This window comes from Paenibacillus wuxiensis (assembly GCF_040195695.1).
GTDB classification, from domain to species: domain Bacteria; phylum Bacillota; class Bacilli; order Paenibacillales; family Paenibacillaceae; genus Paenibacillus_B; species Paenibacillus_B suaedae.
Genome location: NZ_JBEFZI010000001.1, coordinates 242996 through 257044, shown reverse-complemented (window position 1 = coordinate 257044; position 14049 = coordinate 242996). Strand labels below are relative to the sequence as shown.

Below are 14049 nucleotides of genomic sequence, written 5' to 3'. Positions count from 1 at the left end.
TAAAAAGGCTTTTCTCCCTTGTCAATCCTAACTTTTCTGCCATTCCAATTTCCTGCTTGCATACTCATTGGAAGCAGATGTGACAAAATTGTAAGGCACTCTCTATCATGTTACTCTTTGACATCATTGATAGACGATACTAATATGATAGAGTGCCTATTCCTACGGTTAGGCTCAAAACCATATACAAAAGAAATTAAGGAGTGAATGATTTGGATTGGATCGAATGGCTGAAGTATGCCGTGCTTGGATTGGTGCAGGGTTTCACTGAACCAATACCGGTATCGTCAAGCGGGCATTTGGTTATTGCTGAGCGATTATTCGGATTACATATCGAAGGTCTCGGCTTTGAGGTGCTCGTCAACTTTGCCTCCTTGCTAGCTATTTTGCTCATTTATCGTAAAGATATCGTACGGCTTACCGTAAATACGTTCCGCTTCCTGTTCACACGCGCTCAGGATGCAAAAGACGACTTCATGTTCGTAATTTATTTAATTCTCGCTACGATTCCAGCAGGGATTATCGGAGTGGTGTTCAAGGATACGATTGCAGATGTGTTCAAAGGTGTTAAAATTATCGGAGCAACACTGCTCGTGACTGCACTAGCTCTCTGGCTGATACGCAACTTGCGCGGCCGCAAGGGAGACAAAGATCTGTCATTTGGCGAGACGTTCATCGTTGGTCTAGCGCAAGCGGTTGCGCTCATTCCCGGCATTAGCCGTTCCGGCTCAACAATCGTTGCTGCGATGGCATTGGGATGGAAGCAGGAAACTGCCCTTCGCTTCTCCTTCTTCTTGTACATTCCGGTCAGCCTTGGAAGCATGATTCTTGAAGGGAAGGATATGATCAAAGACCCGACACTGGGGCAAATGATGATTCCATACCTGCTTGCCTTCGTATGCTCCTTCGTTGCATCCTACTTCGCTCTGAAATGGTTCATGGGCATTATGGCACGCGGCAATCTAAAATGGTTCTCGCTCTATTGTGTATTTGCAGGACTGTTCGTCCTATTCTTCGTGAATTAATGACGTTCAACAAATAAAGGCCGGAATCGTTTAGATCCCGGCCTTTTTCTATGGCAATTCATACCCTAATCATCCACATATGCCTGCCACCTATTTATTTCGTTCAAACCTCTGTTACTTCACAATTGCACCATTCGGCATGCTGTCTGGAACTGTAGCAACCGTCAATTGACCGTCCTCCGAAGCAGCCAAAATCATACCTTGGGACAAGACACCCCGCAGCTTCACTGGCTTCAGATTCGCTACACAGATTACTTTGCGTCCGATAAGCTCTTCTGGCTTGTAATATTGAGCGATTCCTGATACAACCTGGCGCTGTTCATAGCCCATATCCAATTCCAATCGCAACAGCTTATCTGCTTTAGGAACAGGTTCACAATGTGTGACTTGTGCAACGCGCAGCTCTACCTTCGCAAAATCATCAATTGCGATTTCTTCTTTGGCATCCTCCGGCTTCACCGAACCTGTCTCAGCTGCAGCAGAACTGTTGTCTGCTTTAGCTTGGGCAGGCGCTTCTTCAGCTGCTGGCTCTGCCTTCTTACCTCCGTTCATTGCTTCAGCGATGATTTGCACCTCTTCTGCTACTTCCAGACGAGGGAAGATCGGGTCACCCTTCACGACCTTGGTTCCGTTCGGAATGGCTCCGAATGTGCGAACAGATTCCCAAGACGTAATCGTTCCCGCTTCAATACCAAGCTGAGCCCACACCTTCGCTGGGGCTTGGGTCAAGAACGGCTGCAGCAGAATGGAGGAAATACGCAGGCTCTCTGCCAAATGCGCCATAACAGAAGCCAATTCTGCACGCTTGGATTCATCCTTCGCAAGTGCCCAAGGCTGTGTCTCATCAATGTATTTGTTTGTACGACTAATGAACTGCCAGATGGCAGTCAGAGCTACGGAGAATTCCATATCTTCCATAGCTGCTTCCACTTTATCCACTGTCTGTGCAGCGAAGGCTGTAATTTCACCATCGAATGCCGTAACTTGGCCTGCATATGCAGGAATCTCGCCGTCGAAGTATTTCTCGATCATTGCAACGGTGCGGTTCAACAGGTTGCCAAGATCGTTCGCCAAATCAAAGTTAATGCGTTCTACGAAGCCTTCCGGCGTAAACGTACCATCTGATCCGAACGGCACCTCGCGCAGCAAGTAGTAACGAAGCGCGTCCAATCCGTAACGATCAATCAGCATAACAGGATCGACAACGTTGCCTTTGGACTTCGACATTTTGCCGTCCTTCATCAGCAGCCAGCCGTGTCCGAACACTTTCTTCGGAAGCGGAAGATCAAGCGCCATCAGCATAATCGGCCAGTAAATCGTATGGAAACGAATGATCTCTTTCCCGACCAAATGAACATCCGCTGGCCAGTACTTCTTGTACAATTCATCATTGTCCGATCCATATCCTAGAGCGGAAATGTAGTTGGACAGTGCATCGATCCATACATAAACAACATGCTTCGGATCGCCCTTCACCTTCACGCCCCAATCGAAGGACGTACGGGATACAGCAAGGTCTTCCAAGCCTGGCTTAATGAAGTTGTTAATCATTTCATTTTTACGGGATTCTGGCTGAATGAACTCTGGGTTCGCTTCATAGAATTCCAACAGTCGATCCGCATATTTGCTCATGCGGAAGAAGTAACTCTCTTCCTTAACCAGTTCCACAGAACGGCCGCAATCCGGGCAGTTGCCATTCTCGAGCTGGCGTTCTGTGAAGAACGATTCGCACGGTGTACAATACCAGCCTTCATACGTCCCCTTGTAAATGTCTCCTTGCTGAACCAAGCGGTCGAAAATCGTCTGAACCACATTCTTATGACGCTCTTCAGTTGTGCGAATAAAGTCATCATAAGTGATATCCAGCTTGTTCCACAGCTCCTTAATCCCACTGACAATGTTGTCAACGAACTGCTGTGGAGTTACCCCTGCGTCCTTCGCCTTGCGTTCGATCTTCTGACCATGCTCGTCTGTACCCGTCAAGTAGCGAACATCAAAACCGCGCAAACGCTTATAGCGTGCCATTGCGTCCCCTGCTACTGTTGTGTACGCATGACCGATATGCAGCTTGTCGCTTGGATAGTAGATCGGCGTTGTGATGTAAAATGTGTTGCGTTGTTGACTCATTGTTCGTTCATCCTCCTCAGCATATGCCTCTTCATGCAGCAAATCCGATGTTGTCTTTCTTACACTTCACTAGAGTTTCAATCAAAGCTTCGACAAAAGCTTCAATAAACAGAAAAAGCCCCCGCCCAATTTGGGACGAGAGCTGTATCTCACGTGGTACCACCCAATTTCCCACCTGCATACATATCGACAGGCGGCTTCATTGTGACCGGTATGTAGCCGATCAAGCATTCGTTAACGGGAATGATGCGCCAACAGCTTACGGTAGAGCCTGCTTCTCGCAGCTCAATCACTCGCTCACCATCAGTTCCTCCCGGACCATGTTCGGAAGAGCGTCCATACCGGTTCCCAGCAATACCGGCTCTCTGAAATGGCTTCTCTGCTTACTTATCCGTTCCTCGGAGATATCGATTTCCAATTATGTGCATCCAACAACTACCCTCAAATATAAATCAGGAACTGTCCCTCTGTCAAGGACGCTTCGGAGGAACCTTGTCTACGCCTCCAGGGTGGAATGGATGGCACTTGGCGATTCGCTTCATCGTCAGCCATGTGCCCTTCACAGGCCCATGGACTTCCAATGCTTCCATCGCATAAGTTGAACATGTCGGATAGAAGCGGCACGTAGGCGGTTTGAGCGGTGATATCCATTTGCGGTAGACTTGAACTGGTGCCTGTGCCATCCTTGTTCCTAGGCTCCGTTGAGCTTGACGTTGGTCATCTTCACGCTTAGGAATGTCCTCACTTGAGGAACTGCATCGCTTGCCTTCTTCCTCCGTCATATCCCAGTTCCACCTGTATTATGGTTAGGTACAGAAGTTGAATTATCCTTATCTGTACATGTAGAGCAGTATCCAAACACTTCGAATTTATGTTGAACGACCTGAAATTGATCAGGTACATCGGTCTGCGACATCGGGCAGAAATGGATCGGATACGTCTTCTCACACTGCAAACATATCATGTGATGGTGATGATGCCCATCTGCACAAGTTACGCGGAACTTGACTCCATCCTCGAACACTACCTGCTCAAGAACGCCTAGATCGAACATGATTCGCAAATTGCGGTATACCGTGTCGAAGCTCAAGCCGGAATAGCGCTTCCCCATAAATTCGTATACATCCTTAGGTGTTAAATATCCATTCGTGTCAGCGAACAGCTTCGCCAAGGTTCGACGCTGATCCGTAATTCTCATCCCTGAATCAGCCATTTTCTCTATAATTTGTTCTGTCTTCAGCATCGAAGTCCCTCCTCTATGATGTGGAACCCGTCACTACTATAATGCGCTATTACTAGCTGTAAAGTCAAACCCGAAGTATAGAAAAAGGACTGCCCCTATTCTATTGGAATAGGGACAGCCCCCTCTCAAAAAAATGATTCAATTTATAATAAAAGATCAGTGCTATGAACTAAGACTTCGCCTTCGGAAGTGGCATAAATGTGAAATTGACCGGCAAGCTGCTGCCTGCTGCAGGAGAGAATAAAATCTCAACCTTTTCTTCATAATCTCCTGTACGATAGACTACACTTGATTCATTCGAACCTTTTAGCAATCCCTGATTCGGCGTATTTACCGCCTTACCATTTACTAATATTGCACCCGTATATGATCCTGCGCGCGAATTGAAGGCAATAAGTGTGTTAGGCGCGACCTTGTTCAGGTGGATACGATACAATACCCCATAATTGCCCGCATTTAGACGATCTTCAAACGTCATCATGTCGGAGCCGGTAATGTACTTATCGCTACTGTTATCTGCGATTAACAGGCGTTCTTCCTTAGTGCCAACTGTTTCGTCCACCGTGAACACACGATCGGCATTTTCGAATGTACCACGAATATGCTTCCCGTCAATCGGCAACTGAGGCAAATTCGCGAATTCTTTTAACACATCCTTCTTTGCATCCAGTGCAACGATCGTATATTCAAGCGTACTATCTCCGTAGAAATCCGAATATAACGTAAACACATCTCTCGGTTTGAATGTTGGATTGCTCAATTCTGGTACTACAATTTTCGTTTCATTCGGCTTCAACTTTGTTTCCGTTGCTTTGCCATCCTCAAATGATTGGAAATAACGAACTGTCGCCTTCATCCCTGTATCTTGCGGACTGGGACTAGGCCCTGCAAAGCCTTGATGCTGTATAGTCAAGGTAGCCGGATCATCGGATACGTTCGTGACCAAAATGTAAAACTTCATATTATAATTGGTCGAATTCAAATGGTGTGCAAAAATCCGCGCTCCGCCTGCAACACGATCTTGATATAGGATCCCATCTTTCAATACTTCTTCTGGACTGTTCGCGCGGTACAATGCACGGCGTTCTTCGGTCACTTTTGGTTTGATTTCCTTATAACCAAGAATAGACCCAGCGTCTACTTGATATTTATCCCCTTGTGGTGTGAACAATTTATTAAAATCATCGAACGTGTACAGCACTTCATCCGTTACGGAGATCGTTTGGCTTACTTCAGCCGTAAGGCCGTACTTGTTCTTCACTTTGAGCGTAATTGTCTTCTCGCCCGGCTCGAAGAATGCCGGTTGCTTGTTCACCCACTCGCGTTTCAATTCCGTATCTTCTTCATCCGTACTCAAATCGTCATATTTAATCGGTTCACCCATTTTATATGTCGTTTTATCCGTACGGAAGCTTGCTACTGGCGGTGTATGCGGTCTTGTAACCGTAATTGTCTGGGAATACGGATCACTCCACTCCCCATCCTCATCACGTACGCGCAGTGTAATCGTATATGTGCCTGGCTCGTCATAGATTTCTTGATTCCCGTCCCAATCTACTTCAACAATCTGCCGGCCACGTGGATGCGTGGATTGATCTGTGAATGTAACACGAGTCTCTCCTGCAATAATGTCTTTCTGATCAACTTTAAACTTCGCAATTGGCTTAGCGCTAAGCTGAATGATGATGCGCTTCGACGCTTGTTCCCACTTATATGGAATTGCCATTGCATCCATCGCGGATGTAACTGGAACCATGAATACGCTATTTGAAATATAAGAAGCGCCCTTCATTTTTGTAGAGACACCGTTTACCCGATAGTCTGTACTTCCCATTTTGTAACGAAGTTCTTTGTCACCGTTCTTGATGATCGTTTCCTTCGTCTTGTTATCAAAGTCCAGCTTGAATCCAAAGCGATCTATCAGTGAACGAATTGCGATATAGGAAACGCCCTTCTTGACCGTAATCGGCTGTGGAGATGTGTATTCAATCCCATCCTGATAGATCTTATTGCTGTCTGCAATTAGGACAACAACATTCTTGTCATATTCCCCAGGTAGAACGGATTGAACACGTGCCTGCGAAACTTGCTTGTTGTCTTGCTGATTCTCTTCCTGATTGCTGCTGTCTTCCGCTGTGTTTGAAGACTTATCCGTTTCGACTGTACCACTTACCTCAGTATTCGTCGTCCCCTCTGCAGCGAACACAGGTACTACTGTGAGCAATTGCACTGCGGCTACACAGGCAACGAAAAGCTTTTTCCAAGATTTCATAGTAAATGTCCTACTCCTCATCCATCATTTATATTTCGAAATGTTAATACAATGTGTACGATTGAACATAGTTATAGACGCATTGCTGGGTAAAAAGTTTCTATTTTTTCATTCTTTTTTTAAGGAATATTAAATGAAAGTCAATTTTTTCATTTCATTTTCTGAAATCGTTGTGATTTACATTGTCTTCATATCCAGAAAAAAAGACCTGCACCGATCGATCGGTACAGGTCTCGAGATGAGTTCTATTGCTGTTTCGCGTAAGAAGCACTGTGCCCAAATGGGTATTGCTGCGAAATCGTAACCGGCAGTTTGCCCTTCGGCTCCTGTAAGCCGAGCAGTACATTTCCCAGCGCCTTCATCGCAGCAGGGCGGTTCTCATAGCAGCACAAGTACGTAGGTACATCAGGGAATTGATTCAGATCATATGGATTGCGAGTCGATGCAACAATGACGCGTGTATTGCTGCGTGCTAACAATGCATTCACCACATCAACCTGTCCTGGATGCAGCTTCGATACTGGATTGTAAGTCAGGATCACAATCTGACTATATCCTTCTGTGCTTGCCAAAATTTCTTCCACTTCAACGGAGTCTGGATCATTGTTAATCCGGAGCAGCTCCACATCGTTCATATGTGGTTGCAGTGCAGATGCCAACGTATATTCCTGCACGATCAGATCATCGACCTCTGAACGAGTCCGCACTTGCGGCCAGATTACAAGCGTCTTCGCGCTGCGGTCAAGCGGCAATGCGCCAGCTTCATCCTTAACAAGCGTGGTACTGTCCTCGAACATACGATCAACCAATGCCTTAGATTCAGGCGCACCGAAATAAGAAGCGAAATCCTCTGGAACTTCTGTCTCTTCGCCCATATGACGCTTATTCTTCAAGGTAATGATACGATCGATGGATTCGTCGATGCGCGATTCAGCGATGCGACCGGTACGAACAGCCTCGCACAGCGCTTGAATCGATGCAACTTGCTCTGCATACGTATGGCTGACGAGCAAAATATCAGCACCGGCTTCAACTGCGCGCACCGCACCTTCAGCCACACCAACTTCCTTCGAAATTGCATGCATTTCCAAGCAATCTGTTACGATCAACCCATCATAGCCCATGCGGTGGCGGAGCAGCTTCGTAAGCACATTATGGGACAATGTAGCTGGAATTGAATCCGGCTCAAATGCAGGGAAAATAACATGCGCCGTCATAATGCAATCAACACCCTCTTGAATTGCACGGGCAAATGGAGCAAGCTCAACTGCAACCAAACGTTCCTCATCATGCGGTACAGCAGCAAGGCCGTGATGAGAGTCGACAGCCGTGTCGCCATGTCCTGGGAAATGCTTCGCCGTTGCAGCCACATTTGCCTCTTGCAGGCCGCGAATTTGTGCAGTTCCAAGTTCAGCTACCAGATCAGGACGTTCACTGTATGAACGAACCCCGATTACAGGATTCTCCGAATTGTTGTTCACATCCAAGCTCGGTGCGAAGTTCATGTTAATGCCAAGACGGAGCATCTCTTCTCCGCAAATACGTGCAGCCTCATAAGCATGCTCAGCACTGCGCGTGGCTCCAATTGTCATATTGCCTGGGATCAGCGTAATATCCTCCCAGTCGATCCGTGCCACCATACCGCCTTCTTGGTCAATACTAATGAAGAGCGGAATATTCGTCTGTTCACCGGAAATCTCTTGCAAATGATGAGATAACGCACTTACTTGCTCTTTGTTAACTACGTTGCGCTTGAAATAAATAATGCCTCCAACGTGGTGCTCCTTAATCAAGGAACGGATATTATCGTTTACCTCTGTCGTTGCGAATCCACACATCACCATTTGGCCAATTTTTTGCTCAAGCGTCAGTTGAAGTTTACTCATCTCACTCATCCCATCCTCTTCATATCGTGAATTCTTGATGTGATTCATTTAAGCGTTATCATTTTCCCGTCTGAACGGCATCCTCGCGATATTCCGTCGGCTTCTTGCCTGTGTACTTCTGGAATACCTTGGAGAAGTACCGTCTTTCTGAATATCCAACAAGCGCACCAATCTGTGTAATGCTCTTGTCTGTTGTGCGGAGCAATGACATCGCCAGCTCCATTCGCTGACGCGTCACGTATTCAACAAACGTTTCCCCGAAATGATTCTTAAACAACAAACTGAAATAACTGCAGCTGATTCCTAAGTAATCAGCCATTTCCTCAACGCCGATATCTGAGCCTAAATTGCGGTGAATATAGTCTTTGGCTGATATCATCAGGAGCTCGCTCGACTTCTTGTTCATCGCGTGTTCCTTCGTATGATCGACTAACTCCATAATCGCACACATTAAGTCCTTGACGCCCATCATATGCTGAAGCTTATTCCACACAGCCTCTTCTTCTTGCGGTGTAACTAGTTCCCACTCTCTCATCTCACGAATCAAGTGAATGATGACATAATGAAGGAACGTCTCCGCACGAACGATGGACTGCTCCGACATATACATCAGGCTGGATTGCAGCGCATGCATTCCGTCATCGACCTTAGAGCGATCATTCTGCTTCATCCCCGCCACGATATCTTCGACTAGCTGCCACTGCGAGACAGAGGCCGCCTGTCTTGCTACTGAGCCTTCATCGACAGATACGAGCTGTTCATCATCGGTATGCAAAATAAGAGTACGCTGCAGGCGTTTGTACGTATGTGCCAAGCTCATGATAGGGATCGGCCCATTATCCCATGCAAGGCTTACGGTCATCTTCACATGTCCTCGAACCGCCTGCTGAATTTCCTGTGCCCAGCGTGCCATATCGACCGAAGTAACCTCATGCTGGTCGCGATAGCATTGAAGAAGTACGCACCACTCCCCTTCACGCATTTGCAATACGGCATATTTATTCCAATCATCCACAATGGCATCCTGCAGCACGTTGCGAACTGCGAAATTCCACAGCTTGCGCTCATTGTCACTCCAAGAGGCGCTTTGCTGTGCATAGCCATCCAAGTCAACGAGCAGCAGCGAGTAAGCCAGCTTGTCAATCGGCTGCTCTTCATCGACCATAAAGGCCGCAAGTGCGCCAGTGGAGAATCCCATAAGAACATCGAACATCATTTTCTCGTAAGCGAGACTAATCATGCGCCCCCAGCGCCTTTCCGACAGCTTCTTCTCCAGTTGACGGCTGCGTACAAGATCAGCAAGCTTCTTCACGGTCAATTCAAGCTCATCGTAGTTAATCGGCTTCAGTACATAATCTCGAACACCATGCTGCATTGCGATGCGAGCATACTCGAATTCCTGATAGCCGGTCAGCATCATAACCTCGGCTTCACAACCCATTTTACGAATTTCCCGCAGAAAGTCCATACCGTCCATAACGGGCATACGAATATCGCACAAAATGATGTCTGGCTCGTGCTGCCGTACCATTTCCAGCCCTTCCACACCATTGCGAGCTGAACCTACCAATTCAACATTCAGCTCATCCCACGGGATAACCAACTTCAAGTTGTTCAAAATCGGTACCTCATCATCAATGAGCAATGCCTTCACACTCATAACGTATCACCCTGTTCGTATTTCGGTATCACACACTGAATCATCGTTCCCATCTGTGAAGCGGAACAGATGAACAATCCATAACCAGGACCATATCGAATGCGCAAGCGATCTGCTACACTACGAACTCCGAGTCCCCTACGTTCCGTATTGTACGACTCTTCTTCCTGCGGCAGAACCGATTTTTGCTCATCGGAGAGCATATATTGGAACTTTCTTAATTGTTCATTCGACATGCCCATCCCATTATCCTCTACCCGAATGAGAATGCGATCTTCATCCTCAAATGCGGTAATGCGGATCCATCCTGTGTGCTCAATTCCATCAAATCCGTGTTGGATTGAGTTCTCGACAAGAGGCTGCAGGGTCAGCTTCATCACCTTGCAGTGCATGATGTGCTCCGGCACGTCAATTTCGAAGTTGAACAGCTCCTCGAATCGGAACTTTTGAATTTCAAGATAGCTCTTCAAATATTCAAGTTCTTCGCGAAGCGTAATTTCCTCTTTATCCTGAATGCTAATGCGTAAAATATTGCCTAGGCGATAAACCATCTGACTAACCTTGCGCCCTTCATTTTGAATAGCCAGCACATTGATCGATTCAAGTGTATTAAATAAAAAGTGCGGCTTAATTTGAGCTTCCAGCACTCTCATTTCCGCCTTATTCTTCTGCTGCTGCTCATTCTTCACTTGATCAATAAGGCCGGACACCCGCTCCATGAGACTATTGAAACCATGCGAGAGCATCCTAAGTTCATCTCTACCCTCTTCATCAACACGGGCGTTCAGATCTCCATCCTCCACTCTGCGCATAAATCGAACGATGCGCGTAATGTTGCGCGTTATTCGGTTCGTAAACAACAGGTTGAACAGCAGCGCTCCAAGGATGCAGAGGAATAGGATAGTAGACACCCATTTCAGAAATACGACCATCTCCTTCGAGAGAGAGCTCCAGTCGCGCACGGAAATCAAATACCAGCCGTAATCACTCATGGGGTGGTACGTGATCACACTTTCACGTTCCCCGAATTTGTCCTTGTAGCTTACATATGTATTTTCGAACTTGATCGGCTTCGAAGCATAATCAGCGATCATATGGCCAGCGAGCTGCTTCGAGTTGTCGTATAGAATCTGTCCATCACGATTGACGATATAGAACTTCGTATTCTCCATCTGATCAGCCGTATAAAACTTGTTAAAGAACGTGTCGAGATCCCAGTTCTTAATCTGGATGATCGATATTCCAATTGGCCTCATCGTCGATAGATCCTTCACAACTCGAATCTGGGTAAAGACCTGCTCGGAGCCCGTCAGTTCTGGAAATTCATTTGGCCCGACCCATAACGGAACCCCGTTCAAGTCCATGACTTTCTTAAACACAGGATGCTTTTTGAATTCATGAAAAGGCATTTCCTTGAAGTTGTCTTTGGAGAATATTGGGATAATCCCTTCTCTTTGTGCATATGGGCTGAAATTGTACAAAAAGGCATAACTAATCGCAGGATGGTTGAACAGCAGCTTGCGGAAATTTTGCTGGCGTTCGTTCATCCGGATATAGTCCGTGCCTTTTAGCGTATCATCAACTTGCTTCCCGACTGGCCGCCCCTGTTCATCCACGAAGTACAGCTTTCCATTATCGTCATATCTGACGACGCTTGAGCTTACCATATCGTGTTCGTAAGGATTAGGCGATACCAACGCCTTCTGGAAGACGTTATTCGCAATGCCTGTGTCGGATACTTTATTGATTTCATCGAATATGTAGCCGATGCTGTGGCTCATGGCCCGCATCGAGAATTGCGCTTGCTCACTATATTTCTTCTCTAGCAAATTAAATGTAATCACAAATGTAATCGTTCCAAGTAAAAGCAAAGGGATAATGATAAGCAAAATAAATCCACTAAACATCTTAAATCGTAAATTCATTGTGCACATTACCCCTTTACTCTCTCTCTAGTCATCTATGAATATATTAACACGTAAGAGCTTACATTTCATGCAGAAACTATGAAAAGATTAGCCCTTAACCCCGCCTGCTGTGAGACCCTCAATAATTTTCTCTTGCAGGATTGCGTAGATGACCATAACAGGTACGACACTGTATACGATACCAGCCGCCATCTGCGCGTAGTTCGTGTTATACGTATCACGGAAGCCGACCATACCGACCGGAAGTGTACGCAAGTTGTCTGTTGAGATAAAGAAGTTTGCGAGCAAGAATTCATTCCAGTTGCCGAGGAAGTTGACAATGAATACGGTCACGAGCGCTGGTACCGTCAACGGCAAGATGACTTTGAAGAAAATGCCTGGTGCCTTCAAGCCGTCAATTACAGCTGCTTCCTCAATCTCAGACGGGAGACTTCGCATAAATGCCGCCAAGATAATTATTGTAAATGGTATTGCCCCTGCCGTGTAAGGAACATATAGGGCCCAGTGCTTATCGAGCATGTTCAAGTTCTTCAAGATGCCGTAAATCGGAAGCAGCAATGCATTGCCCGGAATGAGCAAGCCTAGCAAAATGAACTGGAACACTGCTGCACTCATCTTCTTATAGCGCATACGTGTAATCGCAAAGGACGCAAGAGACGCGATGAGAATCGTAGACACGGATGCTGCAAGTGAAATATACAAGCTATTTACGAAATATGTGCTAATTTTGGCATTGACCCAAGCTTTCACATAGTTATCCCAAGCAAATTCTGTCGGCAAACCGAATGGATTCGCTGCAATGGCTCCGTTGTCTGTCTTCACCGATGAGAACAAGACGAACAGGAATGGGAATAGAATAACCGCCAAATACAACAGTAGGAAAATATGAGGTGTACCCTTTTTCAGCTGTTTCATCATTAGTATTCAATCCTTTCCGTTCTACGCGCAATAAGTACTTGGTAAAGCACAGTAACGATGAGCGTGAACACGAAGATAAGGACTGCAATGCTGTTCCCATAGCCATATTTGAAACTTGTAATCGAGTGCTTGATCATATAAGTTGCCATAACATCGGTTGCCCCTGCCGGGCCGCCCTTGGTCATAACGATGACGATATCTGCCGCCTTCATTGCACCTGCAATCGATAGCATAATAACCACGGAGATGATCGGCATAATAAGCGGAATCGTAATGCGCATTGCACGTTGAACGCCAGTTGCGCCATCAATCATCGCTGCTTCGTCAAGATCTTTCGGAATCGCTAGAATTGCAGCCAACACCATAACAATGTAGAAACCGGTCCACTGCCAAGCGTTCGTAATCAAGATCGAAATCATTGCCGTTTTCTTGTCTGCCAGCCACATAAGCGGATCGATACCGAACAAACCTAGCAGCTTGTTAAGAAGCCCTGTGTCCGGATCGTAAATGAAGCCCCACAAAATACCGATGACGGCCGTGGACATAACAGACGGCATGAATACTGCTGTCTTGTACAATCCTTTCAAACGCTTGACATTGGAGATGAGCAGTGAGAAGAAAATGATTAACGGGACTTGGACTAACAAGGAGAACAAAATAAAGTATCCATTGTTCTTCACTGATTCCCAAAAGTCTGGCTTACTCATCACATTGAGATAGTTGTCAAAGCCAATAAATGTAACGTCCTTCGATATTCCGTTCCAACTCGTAAAGCTGTAGTAAATCGCATTGATTACCGGGTATATAAAGAATGCGATGAACAAAACGAGCGTAGGAAGCAAAAATAACACATATGTTAAGGGGTTTCTTAATGCTTTGTTCATATGATTTCCCTCCGTCCGTCCCACATCGTAATCATACTGGTTGACTGCTGCTCAGGATGATAAATGAGCACCACCCCCCGATACGGACAGGTGGTGCTCCTTGTGG

11 protein-coding genes are annotated in these 14049 nt (G+C 46.2%); 1 reads left to right on the top strand and 10 read right to left on the bottom strand.

The features are described from left to right. Positions 1-212: 212 nt before the first annotated feature. A complete protein-coding gene (locus ABN764_RS01075; protein WP_021261803.1) occupies positions 213-1025 on the top strand; it encodes an undecaprenyl-diphosphate phosphatase in 813 nt (270 codons plus the stop codon). A gap of 114 nt (positions 1026-1139) precedes the next feature. Here the strand turns inward: ABN764_RS01075 and metG are convergent, their stop codons facing one another. From metG to ABN764_RS01025, 10 genes are all read right to left on the bottom strand, one after another. Beyond that, on the bottom strand, positions 1140-3152 hold the full coding sequence (gene metG / locus ABN764_RS01070) for a methionine--tRNA ligase (RefSeq protein WP_446670699.1): 2013 nt from the start codon (positions 3150-3152) through the stop codon (positions 1140-1142). Positions 3153-3301: 149 nt separating this feature from the next. Continuing rightward, complete coding sequence (locus ABN764_RS01065; protein ID WP_156159919.1) at positions 3302-3445, bottom strand: hypothetical protein; 144 nt, start codon at positions 3443-3445, stop codon at positions 3302-3304. Positions 3446-3622: 177 nt separating this feature from the next. Continuing rightward, entirely contained in the window at positions 3623-3835 is a 213-nt protein-coding gene (gene yidD / locus ABN764_RS01060; protein ID WP_446670892.1) for a membrane protein insertion efficiency factor YidD, read from the bottom strand. 95 nt (positions 3836-3930) lie between these two features. Continuing rightward, on the bottom strand, positions 3931-4395 hold the full coding sequence (locus tag ABN764_RS01055; protein WP_072727877.1) for a Fur family transcriptional regulator: 465 nt from the start codon (positions 4393-4395) through the stop codon (positions 3931-3933). A gap of 169 nt (positions 4396-4564) precedes the next feature. Then, positions 4565-6667, bottom strand: coding sequence for a stalk domain-containing protein (locus ABN764_RS01050; RefSeq protein WP_446670698.1), 2103 nt, complete (start codon positions 6665-6667; stop codon positions 4565-4567). A gap of 245 nt (positions 6668-6912) precedes the next feature. Further along, complete coding sequence (nagZ, locus tag ABN764_RS01045; RefSeq protein WP_446670697.1) at positions 6913-8553, bottom strand: beta-N-acetylhexosaminidase; 1641 nt, start codon at positions 8551-8553, stop codon at positions 6913-6915. 58 nt (positions 8554-8611) lie between these two features. Continuing rightward, positions 8612-10213, bottom strand: coding sequence for a response regulator (locus ABN764_RS01040; RefSeq protein ID WP_446670696.1), 1602 nt, complete (start codon positions 10211-10213; stop codon positions 8612-8614). Beyond that, the gene (locus ABN764_RS01035; protein WP_268623274.1) at positions 10210-12138 is read right to left on the bottom strand and encodes a cache domain-containing sensor histidine kinase; all 1929 of its coding nucleotides are present in this window, start codon (positions 12136-12138) and stop codon (positions 10210-10212) included. Before ABN764_RS01035 ends, ABN764_RS01040 begins: the two co-directional genes overlap by 4 nt. Positions 12139-12228: 90 nt before the next feature. After that, a complete protein-coding gene (locus ABN764_RS01030; protein WP_036590578.1) occupies positions 12229-13056 on the bottom strand; it encodes a carbohydrate ABC transporter permease in 828 nt (275 codons plus the stop codon). 2 nt (positions 13057-13058) lie between these two features. After that, positions 13059-13943 carry a carbohydrate ABC transporter permease gene (locus ABN764_RS01025; RefSeq protein ID WP_021253020.1) on the bottom strand — a complete coding sequence of 295 codons (885 nt, stop codon included), beginning with the start codon at positions 13941-13943 and terminating at the stop codon, positions 13059-13061. Positions 13944-14049 lie beyond the last annotated feature (106 nt).

What these genes read in the sequence shown, in the direction of transcription:
- ABN764_RS01035 (WP_268623274.1), bottom strand. Translation starts at nt 12,138, where the DNA reads ATGAATTTACGATTTAAGATGTTTAGTGGATTTATTTTGCTTATCATT.
- ABN764_RS01050 (WP_446670698.1), bottom strand. Translation starts at nt 6,667, where the DNA reads ATGAAATCTTGGAAAAAGCTTTTCGTTGCCTGTGTAGCCGCAGTGCAA.
- yidD (WP_446670892.1), bottom strand. Translation starts at nt 3,835, where the DNA reads ATGGCACAGGCACCAGTTCAAGTCTACCGCAAATGGATATCACCGCTC.
- ABN764_RS01040 (WP_446670696.1), bottom strand. Translation starts at nt 10,213, where the DNA reads ATGAGTGTGAAGGCATTGCTCATTGATGATGAGGTACCGATTTTGAAC.
- metG (WP_446670699.1), bottom strand. Translation starts at nt 3,152, where the DNA reads ATGAGTCAACAACGCAACACATTTTACATCACAACGCCGATCTACTAT.
- ABN764_RS01055 (WP_072727877.1), bottom strand. Translation starts at nt 4,395, where the DNA reads ATGCTGAAGACAGAACAAATTATAGAGAAAATGGCTGATTCAGGGATG.
- ABN764_RS01030 (WP_036590578.1), bottom strand. Translation starts at nt 13,056, where the DNA reads ATGAAACAGCTGAAAAAGGGTACACCTCATATTTTCCTACTGTTGTAT.
- ABN764_RS01025 (WP_021253020.1), bottom strand. Translation starts at nt 13,943, where the DNA reads ATGAACAAAGCATTAAGAAACCCCTTAACATATGTGTTATTTTTGCTT.
- nagZ (WP_446670697.1), bottom strand. Translation starts at nt 8,553, where the DNA reads ATGAGTAAACTTCAACTGACGCTTGAGCAAAAAATTGGCCAAATGGTG.